The sequence below is a fragment of the Streptomyces sp. CRN 30 genome, assembly GCF_034105845.1.
Map to the genome: position 1 here is coordinate 15,336 of NZ_JAVRHI010000092.1, position 14,546 is coordinate 29,881.

The following is a 14,546-nucleotide window of genomic DNA, read 5'->3' on the forward strand; positions in this document are numbered from 1 at the left end:
CATCGTCCACTTCTGGCGGAGGTGAGAGAGAGTGACGGCCGATTCCTCTCGGTTCGGAGAGGCGGCGGACGGAGCGGGGGACGCCGTGGGGGACGAGGCGGGCGCCGTCGGTGCCGGGCTGCGCGCGGACGCGCGGCGCAACCGGCGGCGGATTCTCGCGGCGGCCCGCGAGGTGTTCGCCGAGCACGGCATCGACGCGCCCATGGCCACCGTGGCCAGACGGGCCGGGGTCGGCGTGGCCACGCTCTACCGGCGTTTCCCGACCCGCGACGACCTGGTGGACGCGGCTTTCGCGCATCAGCTGGACACCTGTGCCCGGGTGCTGGCGGAGGCCGTGGCCGACCCGGACCCGTGGCACGGCTTCCAGCGGCTGTTCGAGACGATCTGCCGGTTGCAGCAGGAGGAACGGGGGTTCCCGGCGGCGTTCGTCGCAGCCTTCCCCGACCGGTCGAAGGACCACACGCGGGCCCGCGCGCTCGCCGAGCGGCAGCTCATGACCCTGATCCGCAGGGCACAGGCCGCGGGCGCGCTGCGGTCCGACTTCCACCCGTCCGACCTCGGGGTGGTCCTGCTCGCCCACTGCGGTCTGGTCACCGCGCTGCCCGGCGACGGGGCGGCGTCGCGGCGGCTGGTGGCCTACCTCCTCGAAGCGTTCCGCGCGCACCCGGCGCGGGGCGCGCTGCCGCCGCCGAGCGGGCTGCGGCTGGATTCGCTGCCGATGGCGGCGGAGGGGCGGGGATAGCGGGTCCGGGTCCGGGTTCGGGTTCGGGGCCGGGGGCAGCGGGTCCGGGTCCAGGTCCGGGGGCGTGAGGTGGTCCGTCAGGCGGCTGTCGTCGTGTCCCAGAAGTCGGCGAGGGCCGTGGCGGTGTGCAGCGGCCGGTCCGCGTTGGGGGAGTGCTCCGCCCCGGTGACGACGGTCCGGCGCGCGTCCAGTCGTAGCGCCATGTCGTCCAGGAGGGGCAACGGCCACGTGTCGTCGCGCTCGCCCGACAGGACGTGGAACGGCAGCGGCAGCACGGACAGCTCCGCGACCCGGTCCGGCTCGCTGCACAACTGACTTCCAGCGGCGAGGAGTTGAGCGGGCTTCGTGGTCAGCCAGCGCAGCCGCAGCCGCTCCTCGTCGACCGGGTCGCCGCCGGGGCCGCCGGGCCCAGGGGCCTCGCCGGGCCCGCTGACCTCCTCGGGCGCCCCCATGGTCTGCATCGTCTCCCAGACCTCAGCCATCGACATCACGGCGAGCGCGTCCCGCAGCAGCTTCACGCGCTGCTGCTGCGGCACCGAGATCTGCGCCGGACCCGAGGACATCAGGGTGAGGGAACGGAAGGGGGCGTGGTCGAGGAGGACGGCGGCACGGGCGATCTGGCCGCCGAGGGAGTGGCCGAGCAGGTGCAGCGGGGTACCGAGTGCGGCGGCCTGGGCGAGTACGTCCCGGGCCAGCTCCGGCTGGGCGTACGCGGACTCGTCGTGCTCCGGGCCGCCGGTCTCGTACTGGCCCCGGCCGTCCACGGCGACCGTGCGGTAGCCGCGCGCCGCGAGGGGCTCGTGCAGCAGGGTGAAGTCCTCCTTGCTGCCCGTGAAGCCGGGCAGCAGCAGCACGGTGCCGCGCGGCTCGACGCCGTCGGCGGCGGGCGAGTCGACGGCGGCGAACTCGCCGCGCGCGGTCCGCAACCGGTACGCGCGGGCGGCGGGGGGCGGGTCGAAGGCGGCGTTCCTGCTCACAGGCCGAGGGTATCGGGCCCCGGTGGAAACGCCGTCGGCCCGGTTCCGCGCGGGGCGGGACCGGGCCGACGGCTTCGGCTGCGGGAGATCAGCTCTCCGGGGACTCCGCGGCTTCCGGGGCCTTGGCGGTGGCCTTGCGGGTGCGGCGTGCCTTGGGCTTGGTCTCCGCCTCCGTACCCTCGATGCCCTCGGTGCCCTCTGCTGTGGCTGTCGCCTTGGTGGCCGCGGTCTTGCGGGTGCGGCGGGGCTTGGCCTCGGGTTCGGGTTCGGCGGCGGTCTGGGCCGGGATGTCGGCGGTGGTCTCGGCCGTGGCCTTGCGCGTGCGGCGCGCCTTGGGCTTGGCCTCGGTGCCTGCCGCGGTGTCGACCGCCGTCTCGGCCGCCGCTTCGGCCGGCGCCTCCGCCGTTGCCTTGGGCGCCGCCGTCTTGCGGGTGCGGCGGGTCTTCGGCTTGACCTCGGCCGCGGCGTCGGCCTCGGTGGCCTCCGCCGTGTCGACGGCAGCTTCGGCCGCCGTTTCGGCCGGGGCCTTGGCGGTGGTCTTGGCGGTGGCCTTGCGGGTCCGCCGTGCCTTGGGCTTGGCCTCGGTGACGTCGGCGACCTCGGCCACGGCGGCGTCGGTGGTGCCGGTGCCGGTGCCTTCGGCCGCGTCGACCGGCGTCTCGGCCGGGGCCGTCGCCTTGGCCGCGGTCTTGCGGGTGCGGCGCGGCTTCGCCTCGGCGGCCTGCGGGGCCGTCTCGGCCGGTGCCGTCGTGGACTCGGCGGTGTCGACCGCCGTCTCGGCGGCCGCCGCGGCCTTACGGGTACGGCGGCGCGGCTTGGCGACGGGCGCCTCCTCGGCCGGTGCGGTCGCCGCCGGGGCCGTCGCGGCCGGAGCGGCCTCGACGATCACCGGCACCTCGGTGGCGGTGACGGCCTCGGCCGACGGCACGGTCTGTGCCGGGACGGTCGGAGCCTCCGCCGACTTGCGGGTACGGCGGCGGCGCGACTTCGCCGGGGCCTCGGTGCCGGTCGGCGCCTCCGCGACCGCTACCGCGGTGACCGGCGCGGCCACGGCGTCGGTGACCGCCGCGGACGACGTGCCCTCCGAAGCCGAAGCCGAAGCCGAAGCCGGGACTGAGTCCACGATCGTCTGCGCGGCGTCCGGAACGACGGGGGATTCCGTCGCCGCCGTGGCCACCGACTGCCGGGACGGAGCTCCGTTGCGCGTGCGGCGGCGACGGCGCAGGGTGCGCGGCGCGTTCTCGTCCTCACCCGGCGTACCTGCGTCCGCCACACCGGTCGCACCAGCCGCGCTGGTCGCACCGGTCACGGCCGTGGCCGCCTCGTTGCCGGAGACCGCCGCGTCGAGGGGTGAACCGCCGCGCGTACGGCGCCGGCGCCGGGGCGTGCGCGCCGAGCGCTCACGGTCGGCGGACCGGGACTCGTCCGGCCCGGAACGGGAGTCGTCCCGTCCGGAACGCGAGTCGTCCCGTCCGGAACGGGAGTCGTTCCGCCCGCCCCGGCCGCCGCGACCGCGGTCCCGGCCACCCCTGCCCCCGGGCTCGCCCAGGTCCTCCAGCTCTTCGGCCGCCAGACCGGCGCGCGTACGGGCCGCGCGCGGCAGGACGCCCTTGGTGCCCTCGGGGATGGAGAGGTCGGTGTAGAGGTGGGGGGAGGTGGAGTACGTCTCCGGCGGGTCGTTGAAGTCCAGCTGCAGTGCCTTGTTGATCAGCTGCCAGCGGGGGATGTCGTCCCAGTCGACCAGAGTGATCGCCGTACCCTTGGCGCCCGCGCGGCCGGTGCGGCCGATGCGGTGCAGGTAGGTCTTCTCCTCTTCCGGCGACTGGTAGTTGATGACGTGGGTCACACCTTCGACGTCGATGCCGCGGGCGGCCACGTCGGTGCAGACGAGCACGTCCACCTTGCCGTTGCGGAAGGCGCGCAGCGCCTGCTCGCGGGCGCCCTGGCCGAGGTCGCCGTGGACCGCGCCGGAGGCGAAGCCGCGCTGCTGGAGCTGGTCGGCGAGGTCGGCCGCCGTGCGCTTGGTGCGGCAGAAGACCATGGCGAGGCCACGGCCCTCGGCCTGGAGGATGCGCGCGACCATCTCGGGCTTGTCCATGTTGTGCGCGCGGTAGACGAACTGCGTGGTGTTCGCGACCGTCTGGCCCTCGTCGTCCGGCGCGGTGGCACGGATGTGCGTGGGCTGCGACATGTAGCGGCGGGCCAGGCCGATGACCGCGCCCGGCATGGTCGCCGAGAAGAGCATGGTCTGCCGCTTGACCGGCAGCAGCTTGACGATCTTCTCGACGTCGGGCAGGAAGCCCAGGTCGAGCATTTCGTCGGCTTCGTCGAGGACCAGGCACTTGACGTGCTTCAGGTCGAGCTTCTTCTGGCCCGCGAGGTCCAGCAGCCGGCCCGGGGTGCCGACGACCACGTCGACGCCCTTCTTCAACGCCTCGACCTGCGGCTCGTACGCGCGGCCGCCGTAGATCGCGGTGACGCGCACGTTGCGGACCTTGCCGGCGGTCAGCAGGTCGTTGGTCACCTGCTGGCACAGCTCGCGCGTCGGGACGACGACGAGGGCCTGCGGGGCGTCGGTCAGGGCGTCGGGGGCGGCGCGGCCGGCCTCGACGTCGGCGGGGACGGTGACGCGCTCAAGCAGCGGGAGGCCGAAGCCCAGCGTCTTGCCGGTGCCGGTCTTGGCCTGGCCGATGACGTCCGTGCCCGAGAGGGCGACGGGGAGCGTCATCTCCTGGATGGGGAAGGGGTTGATGATGCCGACGGCCTCCAGGGCCTCGGCGGTCTCGGGAAGGATTCCGAGGGAACGAAACGTCGTAGTCAGGGTGCTGCCTCTTCTGTGTGCGCGGTGCGAGGCGAGCGCGGGGGTCGTGTCGGACCGTGCCGGGGACGTCGGCTGCCTTACGGGCGAGCCGTAGACACGGGACCTCTGCCGACGCTCTAGCGCTCGAACCGCTGAGGGTCCCCCTCCGGGCTGCCGTACACACCGTGGTGTACGGCCGGGAGGGCTGTCGGGCGGAGCCGATCGGGCCACCGACCGGGCATCCTCATGCGTGCGGCCCGACGAACACGTCACGTAGCCGTACGTCGCGTACTCGTACGTCACATACTCGGCAGGCGCATTACCACCATACCTCGAATCCACGCACATGCGATGGCCGAATTGGTCACGTAGTTGTCGTCACAGTGACTGACCAGGCCCTTACGGGTGTCGGCGGGCGGGCTATTGTGCGCTCCATGACGAGCTCTGACAAGCCTGGCACCGCCGCAGACGCCCCCGCCGGACGCACCGCAGTCGCCGACCGGGACTGGTCGGGCGCCGCCGCCGACCCCCAGTACCACGCCGCGGTCGTGGACCTGCTCGGAGCGCTCGCGTACGGCGAGCTGGCGGCGTTCGAGCGGCTCGCGGAAGACGCGAAACTGGCACCGACCCTGGCGGACAAGGCGGAGCTGGCGAAGATGGCCTCGGCGGAGTTCCACCACTTCGAGCGGCTGCGGAACCGGCTCGCCGAGATCGGGGAGGAGCCCACGGCGGCGATGGAGCCGTTCGTCGCGGCCTTCGCCGGGTTCCACAAGCAGACGGCGCCGTCCGACTGGCTGGAGGGCCTGGTCAAGGCGTACGTCGGCGACTCGATCGCCAGTGACTTCTACCGCGAGGTCGCGGCCCGCCTCGACGCCGACACCCGGGAACTGGTGCTGGCCGTGCTCGACGACACGGGGCACGCCGGTTTCGCGGTGGAGAAGGTCCGCGCGGCGATCGACGCGGACCCGCGCGTGGGCGGACGCCTCGCGCTGTGGGCGCGGCGGCTGATGGGTGAGGCCCTGTCGCAGTCCCAACGGGTGGTCGCCGACCGCGACGCGCTGTCGACGATGCTGGTGGGGGGCGTCGCGGACGGCTTCGACCTCGCGGAGGTCGGCCGGATGTTCTCCCGCATCACGGAGGCGCACACAAAGCGAATGGCGGCGCTGGGACTGGCGGCCTGAGCCACTCCGGCACCGGCCACTCCGGCACCGGTCGCTGCGGCACCGGCCACTGCGGTACTGGCCACCGGCACCGGCAGCTGCGGTACCGGTCGCTGCGGCACCGGCCACTTCGGCGCCGGTCGCTCCGGCACCGGTCGCTCCGGACAGGCCGCCCGAGGACGGGTCGCCCAACGACAGGCCGCCCCAGGGCGGGTCGTGGGAGATCGGCCGCGGGGGTGCGGCTGAGGCCGGGTCGTGGGAGATCGGCCGCAGAAGATCGGCCGTGGTGGACCGGTCGTGATGGGCTGTTCGTGGTGGACCGGCCGTGGTGGACCGGTCGCCCGAGGGCGGGCCGCAGGAGGCCGGTCGTGGTGGATCGGTCCCGGTAGACCGGTCGTGGTGGGCCGATCCCAGCGGACCGGCCGCAAGGGACCGGTCACGGCGGACCGGCCGCAAAGGACCGGTCGCGGGGGACCAGCCGCAAAGGACCGGTCGCCGGGGACCGGCCTAAGGGGCGCTCCCGGTGGACCGGTCGCCGGGGCCCGGACCGCTTGCCGGGGCTTCATGGAGGACGCCCCTCCGAGTCGGTCGGCAGTCGGCCTCACCCCGGGGGCGGTCAGCAGCCGGCCTCAGTCCGGGGGCAGCCGACGCCGAAGGGGCCGGCGCCCAGGGCGGCGGCCGGTCAGGCGGGTGCCGATCGGCCGCGCAGTCTTCCCGCCGGGCGCAGGAGGAGCGAGAGCGACGCGGCGGAGACGGCTGCCGCACCCAGAAGGACGGGAAGCAGACCGGCGGCGCCCAGCGCGCTGTGCGTGACGAACGCCCCGAAAAGCGCTCCGGCGACGCCGGTCGGCAGCACGAGCGCACGGGCCGGGAGCCGGTGCGAAAGCCGATGCGCGGCAGCCCACGCCAGCATCAGACCGAGGATCGCGGCGCTGAACACTTCCCACAGCATGTCGGGGTCCCTCCCACACGGCCGGCCTGCGCGAACAGTCACAGCCGTCATACCCCTGACCTGCGGAATGCAATCCTCCCCTATGGGGGACTTGTGCCCGGTCCGTGAGGGGGGACGGGACACGCGAAAGGGCCCGGCGGTCGGTCACCGCCGGGCCCTCTCCGAATACCGATGCGCCTACAGCGCGCCGAAGCCCACCTTGCGCGGAGCCGGCTCGCCGAGCTCGACGTAGGCGAGACGGTCGGCCGGGATCAGGACCTTGCGGCCGTGTTCGTCCACGAGGCTCAGCAGCTGCGACTTGCCGGCCAGTGCCTCGGCCACCACGCGCTCGACCTCCTCGGCACTCTGACCGCTCTCCAGAACGATCTCGCGGGGCGCGTGCTGCACGCCGATCTTGACCTCCACGGCTATGTCCCTCCGACGGTCAGTGATGTGCGCGATCTTCCGCGCCGTACCCAGCACACATTAGCCCGGTGAGGGGACGTACACGCTCCGCGCGGCAACGCCAGGAGCGAACAGTGGTCGGGAACAACGCGGCACGCACCGCGTCGACGGATCGCCGTGCGACCCCTCAGTGCTGCTCGATGCCGTGCAGCGGGAATCCGGCGATGCCCCGCCAGGCCAGCGAGGTCAGCAGCTGGACCGCCTGGTCGCGCGGCACGCTGCGGTCGCTGTGCAGCCACGAGCGGGCCACCACCTGCGCGAGGCCGCCCAGACCGGAGGCGAGCAGCATCGACTCCGCGCGGGAGAGCCCCGTGTCCTCGGCGATCACGTCGCAGATCGCCTCCGCGCACTCGGTCGTGACCTTGTCGACGCGCTCACGCACGGCGGGCTCGTTGGTCAGGTCGGACTCGAAGACCAGACGGAACGCGCCGCCGTCGTCCTCGACGTACGCGAAGTAGGCGTCCATCGTGGCGCGCACCCGCTGCTTGTTGTCGGTCGTCGACGCCAGCGCGTGCCGTACGGACTGGATCAGCGCCTCGCAGTGCTGGTCCAGCAGGGCGAGGTAGAGATCGAGTTTGCCGGGGAAGTGCTGGTAGAGCACCGGCTTGCTGACTCCGGCGCGCTCGGCGATGTCGTCCATCGCGGCCGCGTGGTAGCCCTGTGCCACGAACACTTCCTGAGCGGCGCCCAGCAGCTGGTTCCGTCGGGCGCGACGCGGCAGGCGCGTACCCCGCGGGCGTGCCGCCTCTGTCTGCTCGATGGCTGTCACGCCGCCTCCCAAAGTCGTCCCTGTGCGGTGTGCGCCGCGCCGCCATCGTACTTTTCGGTAACCGTGGTGTGTGCGGTGCGAGCGCAGAATTTCACGGACCGGACAGTGGCGAAAGAAGTGCAATAGGTTTCATACAGTGCCAGGTCGGGCATGCGCAGGCCCCTTCCGGCTGTCCGCCACCGGGTCGGCGGGGTCAGCGGTAGTCGTCCTCGTCGAGGGAGACCACACGCGCCTGCTCCGCGAGGTCGCCCTCGCTGGCGCGGCCGGGATCGACGCCGGTCAGCGGGTCGTCCTGGCTCGGCGCGAGGTCCGCCTGCTGTTCGGCGGCGTCGGCGTCCGGCGCTTCGACGTCGAGGTCCTGCGCCTCCTGCGCGCCCTCTTCTTCGAGCTCCTCGAAGGTCTCGGGATCGGTCGGGTCGATGGCCATGCTGCTGGCTCCCTTCGGTTCGGTCGGTTCGGTCGGTTCGGTGAACGCCCGGACGGCCCCTGTACTTACAGGGGTCTCACGCGGGTGCCCTCTCCGCGAGCCCCTAAGAGCCCCTATGGGCTTCTGAGAGTCTCTGAGCCTCCAGGGCCCAGGAGACACCCGAATCGGACGCCGTGCGATCCGGTGCTGCCGGTCGGCGGCCGAACAAATGCACCACTTTTGTGACGCCGAACACATGAACCACCGCGTGATCGTCTCGTAACATTGCCGCATGTCTTCGACCGAGCTGCCGTCCGTGCCGCCCGCCAACGTGCTGCCGAAGGTCGCGGCCGTCAGGGTGGCGGAGGGCGAGCGGCTGAGGTCGGTATATCTGCCGGGGATCACGCTGACCGTGCGTGCGCGGCGGCCGGCCCGGGAGGGACTGCCGCCCGCCCTGTACGTCCACGGCCTCGGCGGCTCCTCGCAGAACTGGTCGGCGCTGATGCCGCTGCTGGACGACGTCGCCGCGAACGAGGCGGTCGACCTGCCCGGCTTCGGTGACTCCCCGCCGCCGGACGACGGCAACTACTCCATCACCGCGCACGCGCGCGCGGTGATCCGCCACCTCGACGCCGCGGGGCGCGGCCCCGTGCACCTGGTGGGCAACTCGCTCGGCGGTGCCGTGGTGACCCGGGTGGCCGCCGTCCGCCCCGACCTGGTGCGCACCCTGACCTTGGTCTCGCCCGCGCTGCCGGAGATCCGCGTCCAGCGCAGCGCCGTACCGACCGGACTGCTGGCGCTGCCCGGCGTCGCGGCGCTGTTCACGCGCATGAGCCGTGACTGGACCGCCGAACAGCGGGTCCGCGGTGTGTTGGCCCTCTGCTACGGCGACCCCGGCCAGGTCTCGGAGGAGGGTTTCCGGCACGCGGTGGAGGAGATGGAGCGGCGCCAGCGGCTGCCGTACACCTGGGACGCGATGGCGCGCTCCGCGCGGGGGATCGTCAACGCCTACACGGTGGGCGGGCAGCACGGACTGTGGCGCCAGGCCGAGCGCGTCCTCGCGCCGACGCTGCTCGTGTACGGCGGCCGCGACAGACTCGTCGGCTACCGCATGGCCCGGCGGGCCGCCCGAGCCTTCCGCGACTCGCGGCTGCTGACCCTTCCGGACGCGGGACATGTCGCCATGATGGAGTATCCGCAGACAGTCGCCACGGCCATCCGCGAACTCCTCGCGGACACGGCCGGTTCGGCGGCCGGTGACGGCGCGGACCGCGCCGTCGCGGACAGGTACACCGACGAGAACACAGGAGGCTGAGGCGCGAAGTGGGACGCCACAGCCGCCGCGGACCGGCCCCCAAGGGCGACCCCGCGGACGCCGCCGCAGCAAGGCAACGCCGGAGCGCACGCCCGGAGGAGCGGACCACCCCGGGACGCGGATCGCCGCGTTCGAACGAGGGCAACACACGGTCGTACGAGGGCAACGCGCGGTCCAACGACGGCAATCCGCGCGCCTATGACGACAAGCCGTCCCGCGGTGTGCCCAGGCTGCCGGACGGCACTCCTGCGCACGGCGTGCGGCAGGTGCGCGGCGGGCACCCCGAGCAGCGGGAGCCGGGCGGCGGCTGGGGCGCGTTCCGCGAGTCCGGGCCCTCCGGCAGCGCACCCGGGACACAGCCCCACGGTCCCGGCGCGACCCGGGCCCCCGGCGCCGCGCAGAGCCCCGGTGTCCCCCTCCCGCGGCAGCGACGGACGCCCCCGGGCGGTCCCCGGCAGGACTACCTCGACGCCTTCGACGGCGGCAGGCGTGCTTTCGACGGCAGGGACGCCTACGACGGCAGCGGTGACGACGGCAACGTCTACGCGGCGCACGCGTCCACGTCCCCGCGCAACCGTTCCGACGCGCACGCCCCCACCGAGGACCCCTACGCCTCCGTCACCGACTGGACCGCCGAGACCGGCGCCGTCCACGCCGACGGGGACAGCCCCGACCGTGCCGACGGCAAGGAGAAGAAGGGCGCCAAGGGGCGGGCCTTCACCGGGGTCGCCGCCGCGGCCGTCACCACCGTGCTGGCCATCGTCGTGGCCGGGCAGGTCGCCGACGGGCGCGACGGCGCGGGCACGGCGTCCGGATCGGCCACGGACCAGGCGCGCGCCACCAGCGAGGCGGCCTCGGGAGCGGGCGAGGGCACGTCGGAGTCGGACACGGGCACCGAAGCGGAGAAGAACGGCTCGGCACCGCTCACCTACGCCCAGAAGATGGGCACGATCTATCCGCTCGCCGCCGACCTCAAGGCCACCGGGAAGTTCGACGCGGTCCCCGGCATCGCCAAGGCGCCGGGCAAGGGGCAGAAGTACACCTACCGGGTGGATGTCGAGAAGGGGCTGGGCCTCGACGGCGAACTCTTCGCGCAGGCCGTGCAGAAGACGCTCAACGACGATCGGAGCTGGGCCCACAACGGTGCCCGTACGTTCGAACGTATCCACTCCGGGGATCCTGACTTCGTGATCACGCTCGCCAGTCCGGGCACCACCGCCGACTGGTGCGCCAAGTCTGGCCTGGACACCACCGTCGACAACGTTTCCTGCGACTCGGCCGCCACCGAGCGCGTGATGATCAACGCCTACCGCTGGGCGCAGGGCGCCAAGACCTACGGCGACGACAAGATCTACGCGTACCGGCAGATGCTGATCAACCACGAGGTCGGCCACCGTCTCGGCTACAACCACGTGACCTGCGACAAGAACGGCGACCTCGCCCCCGTCATGCAGCAGCAGACCAAGTTCCTGGAGTACGACGGCATCCGCTGCCGCCCCAACGCCTGGGCCTACCCGTCCGGCTGACCAGCGCCCGCGGCGCACGTCCGGCGCACGGCCGGAGGCGTGGCGCCCAGGTGACTGCTTGATCCCCTAGCGCGATCGAACGCGCCCCGCGCGGGAAAGTTACGACCGTTCACCCCTTCTGGTGGCGCGATGGACAACCGTCCGTCGCGCCACCGCCTTGTCCGCATACGTTCGTCCCGCTGCGAGCCGCCGGACCAACGGCGGCTCCCCATACGGGAGATCGGGGGTGCGTGTGCGCATCGGACTACTGACAGAGGGCGGCTACCCGTACGTCAGCGGTGACGCCGGACTCTGGTGCGACCGGCTCGTGCGCGGGCTCGGGCAGCATGAGTTCGACGTCTACGCGCTCAGCCGCGGCGAGCGCCAGGAGGACGAGGGCTGGGTCCCGCTGCCGCCGCAGGTCAGCCGCGTACGCACCGCGCCGCTGTGGACGGCCGAGGACGACGGGATCGTGTACGGCAGGCGTGCGCGCCGACGTTTCGCCGAGTCCTACGGCGAACTCGCCGCGGTCCTCTGCGCGGCCGGCCGCCCGGACCCGGCCGGTGCGGCGGAGGACGCCTCGACCGCCGAGGCGGACCGTTTCGCCAGCGCCCTGCACGGACTCGCCGAACTGGCCCGCGACACGGGCGGACTGGTGAGCGCACTCCGCTCCGAGACCGCCGTACGCGCCCTGGAGCGCGCCTGTCGCGCGCCGGGAGCCCAGCACCCCGCACGCGAGGCGCGCGTGCCCGATCTCCTCGCCGTCGCCGCCCACCTGGAGCGCGCCCTGCGCCCCCTCTCGCTCGACTGGTACGAGGAGGACGGCCTCGGCGCCGTCGACCTGTGCCACGCGGCGTCCGGTGGCGCGGCCGCCCTGCCCGGCCTGCTCGCCGAGCACTTCTTCGGGGTTCCGCTGCTGGTGACCGAGTACGGGGTGCGGCTGCGCACCCATTACCTCACCAGTCCGGACGCCTCACCGGCCATACGCACCCTGCTCGCCGCGTTCCACGGCCGGCTCGCCGCCGCGATCTACCGGCGGGCCGCCCTGGTCACCCACGGCAACGCGCACGCGCGCCGCTGGCAGGAACGCTGCGGCGCCGACCGCGACCGGCTGCGCACGGTCCACGCGGGTATGGACGCGTCCCCGTTCGCCGAGGTCGGCGAGGCGCGGGGCTGCGGTGATCCCGGCACCCTGGTGTGGGTCGGCCGGATCGAACCTGCCAAGGACCTGGTCTCCCTGCTGCACGCCTTCGCCGAGGTGCGCGGGGCGCGGCCGGGCACGCGGCTGCGGATCATCTCCGGTGCCGGTGGTGCCGGTGGTGCCGGTGGTGCCGGCGGTGCGGGGGACGTCGAGTATCTCGCCCACTGCCGGGCCCTGGCCGCGCAGCTCTTTCCCGACGAGGCCGACGGCCCGCACGCGGTCGGCCGCAACCCGGTGACCTTCGAGGAGATCGGCGGACCGGACCTGCCGTCCGTCGCCGACGCCTGCGCCGCGGGCGCCCTGGTCGTCAGCTCCAGCGTCGTCGAGGGGTTCCCGGTCGGCCTGATCGAGGCCATGTTCTGCGGGCGAGCGACCGTGTCCACGGAGGCCGGCGCGGTGGTGGAGGCCATCGGCGGCACCGGACTGGTCGTACCGCCACGCAACCCCCGGGCGCTGGCCCAGGCATGTCTGTCCTTGCTGCGCGACCCCGAGCGCCGTGAGCGCCTGGGCGCCGCCGCGCGCGCCCGCGCACTGGAGCTCTTCACCGTGGAACAGAACACTGCGGCATTTCAGGGCATTTACCTGGAGATCCTCGCGCACACGCCACGCCACCGGGTGGTCCTCGACGATGCCGGCACCCCCCTGCCGTTCGGCGTGCCCGCCGAGATTCACGTCCCCGGCCCCCGGCTGACCCGCACCGCGTCCCGCGCGGTCACCCGAGGAGGGCCGGGCTGGGCGACCGGCACACCGGTCCGGGTGACGGCGCCCGCCACCGAGGGGGTGCGATGAGCGGCCTCGACGACCTTGACCGTCCCGTCACCCCGGCCAGTCCCGGCGCCTGGGACGAGCGCTCCCGCGCCTGCCTCGCTTCGGCCTCTGCCTCGGCGTCCGCCCTGGCGTCCGCGGCGGCCGCGGCGGCGGCTCCGCTGACATCCACGAATCCGCACCGGGACCCTTACCCGGACCCCGATCTGAACCCGGACCCGACGCCGGAGTCGGGCGGTACGGACCCCGGCCCGGCACCGGCCCCCGACGCACGCCTCGCCCCCGTCGGTGCCGATCGCCGTACCACCCTCCGCCGCCCCGGCGCCGACCCCGTGAAAGCCCTGATCCACCGCCACCGCGAGCTGTGCGAACGGGCCGTCGACCCCCTGGAGATCGCGGCGGGCCTGGAGGCCCACGGCGTCACCGACCGGACCGCCTCCCGCTTCCGCCACCGCGACGTGTTCTCCCTCGCCGAGGAGATGTACGCCCGCGTCCCGCACGACGGCGACCGGCCCGAACCGGCCCCCGACCCCACCGGACCCGCGACCGCCGCCCCGGCCGATGTCCCCGCGCCCCGGCCTCGCGCCGGCTGGATCGCCCTCACCCTGCTCCCGGGCGCACTCGGCACGGCGACGGTCGCCGGCCTGCACCTCACCCATGGGCGGCCTCGCCTGGTCATTGCCGCCGTCGGCACCCTCGCCGTGTTCCTCGCCGTGCGCGCGCTGCTCGGCCGGGGCAGGCCGAACGACCCCGCCGGCCACCACCCGGTCCTCTGGATCCTCTGGCTCACCGCCTACGCCGTCCTGGGCGACGGCCTCCTCACGGCGGCTCTCGGCGGCGGCCCCGACGGGCTGCCCACCGGCGCCGACGACGGCCCCTGGCCCGTCACCGTCGCGCCGGCCCTGGCCCTGACCCTGGCCTGCGCACCCGCGGCCTGGTGCATCCGCCTCTTCGGGGTGCGCGCCGGGCGCAGGCTCTCGGCCAGCCGCGGCCTCGAAGACTTCGCCGCCTCCGTACGCCCCCTGCTGTTCGGCAGCCTCGCCGCGTTCCTGTGCGCCCTGTCGGCCCTCCTCTTCCTCACCGGCACCGTCCTGGACGAGCCCGCGGCCTACGCCCAGGCCCTCCCGCTCGGCGCACTCCTGCTGCTGGCCCGTCTTCTCGCCCGCCACGGCTCCGCACACGCCCCGGCGCTCGTCCTCACCGCGGCGGCGACGGTCGAGGCCACCGCCCTGGCGGCCCTCTTCGCGAGCCGGCTGCCCGGCTGCGACGCCCTGGCCGCCCCTGTCGAGGCCCTGGTCGCCGCCTGCGGCCCGGGAAGCGTCCCGACCGCCGCGTGCGGCGCCGGAGCCCTGGTCCTCCTGCTCCACGCGGCCCGTCGGCTCACGAGGGCCTCGGCCCACGCCCACCCGGAGCCGCGCCGATGACCACGCCCTCTCTCCGCCCGGCCCTTCCCCGGACAGCGGCTTCCGACCGCGAACCGCGCGACCGAACCGGTCGCCGCCCGCACGGC

At 73.9% G+C, this 14,546-nt stretch carries 12 protein-coding genes; 6 read left to right on the plus strand and 6 right to left on the minus strand.

The window, feature by feature from the left end; all coding sequences use genetic code 11:
• The first annotated feature begins 85 nt into the window (after positions 1-85).
• Entirely contained in the window at positions 86-742 is a 657-nt protein-coding gene (locus UW392_RS08995; RefSeq protein ID WP_320774366.1) for a helix-turn-helix domain-containing protein, read from the plus strand.
• Positions 743-819: 77 nt separating this feature from the next.
• Here UW392_RS08995 and UW392_RS09000 read toward each other — a convergent pair whose 3' ends face one another.
• Positions 820-1,719 (minus strand): alpha/beta hydrolase, encoded by a 900-nt coding sequence (locus tag UW392_RS09000; RefSeq protein WP_320774367.1) that lies wholly within the window; start codon positions 1,717-1,719, stop codon positions 820-822.
• Positions 1,720-1,807: 88 nt separating this feature from the next.
• On the minus strand, positions 1,808-4,447 hold the full coding sequence (locus UW392_RS09005; protein WP_320774368.1) for a DEAD/DEAH box helicase: 2,640 nt from the start codon (positions 4,445-4,447) through the stop codon (positions 1,808-1,810).
• A gap of 506 nt (positions 4,448-4,953) precedes the next feature.
• On the opposite strand from UW392_RS09005, the gene UW392_RS09010 reads away from it, so the two are divergent.
• Positions 4,954-5,700 carry a ferritin-like fold-containing protein gene (locus UW392_RS09010; RefSeq protein ID WP_320774369.1) on the plus strand — a complete coding sequence of 249 codons (747 nt, stop codon included), beginning with the start codon at positions 4,954-4,956 and terminating at the stop codon, positions 5,698-5,700.
• 661 nt (positions 5,701-6,361) lie between these two features.
• Here the strand turns inward: UW392_RS09010 and UW392_RS09015 are convergent.
• The 4 genes from UW392_RS09015 to UW392_RS09030 all read right to left on the minus strand — a co-directional run bounded on the left by UW392_RS09015 (position 6,362) and on the right by UW392_RS09030 (position 8,271).
• Entirely contained in the window at positions 6,362-6,631 is a 270-nt protein-coding gene (locus tag UW392_RS09015; RefSeq protein ID WP_320774370.1) for a hypothetical protein, read from the minus strand.
• A gap of 177 nt (positions 6,632-6,808) precedes the next feature.
• Complete coding sequence (locus UW392_RS09020) at positions 6,809-7,036, minus strand: DUF3107 domain-containing protein (protein ID WP_043503917.1); 228 nt, start codon at positions 7,034-7,036, stop codon at positions 6,809-6,811.
• Between the two features lie 166 nt (positions 7,037-7,202).
• Positions 7,203-7,844: a TetR/AcrR family transcriptional regulator gene (locus UW392_RS09025; protein WP_320774371.1), complete on the minus strand. Its 642-nt coding sequence runs from the start codon at positions 7,842-7,844 to the stop codon at positions 7,203-7,205.
• Positions 7,845-8,037: 193 nt separating this feature from the next.
• A complete protein-coding gene (locus UW392_RS09030; RefSeq protein ID WP_320774372.1) occupies positions 8,038-8,271 on the minus strand; it encodes a hypothetical protein in 234 nt (77 codons plus the stop codon).
• 271 nt (positions 8,272-8,542) lie between these two features.
• Between UW392_RS09030 and UW392_RS09035 the strand changes: the two genes are divergently transcribed.
• The 4 genes from UW392_RS09035 (at position 8,543) to UW392_RS09050 (ending at position 14,460) form a co-directional block, all read left to right on the plus strand.
• Positions 8,543-9,565: an alpha/beta hydrolase gene (locus UW392_RS09035; protein WP_320774373.1), complete on the plus strand. Its 1,023-nt coding sequence runs from the start codon at positions 8,543-8,545 to the stop codon at positions 9,563-9,565.
• 8 nt (positions 9,566-9,573) lie between these two features.
• Entirely contained in the window at positions 9,574-11,091 is a 1,518-nt protein-coding gene (locus UW392_RS09040; protein ID WP_320774374.1) for a DUF3152 domain-containing protein, read from the plus strand.
• Positions 11,092-11,323: 232 nt separating this feature from the next.
• Positions 11,324-13,060, plus strand: a complete 1,737-nt coding sequence (locus tag UW392_RS09045) for a DUF3492 domain-containing protein (protein WP_320774389.1) — start codon at positions 11,324-11,326, stop codon at positions 13,058-13,060.
• On the plus strand, positions 13,057-14,460 hold the full coding sequence (locus UW392_RS09050; protein ID WP_320774375.1) for a hypothetical protein: 1,404 nt from the start codon (positions 13,057-13,059) through the stop codon (positions 14,458-14,460). The genes UW392_RS09045 and UW392_RS09050 overlap by 4 nt, the downstream gene beginning before the upstream one ends.
• Positions 14,461-14,546: the final 86 nt, after the last annotated feature.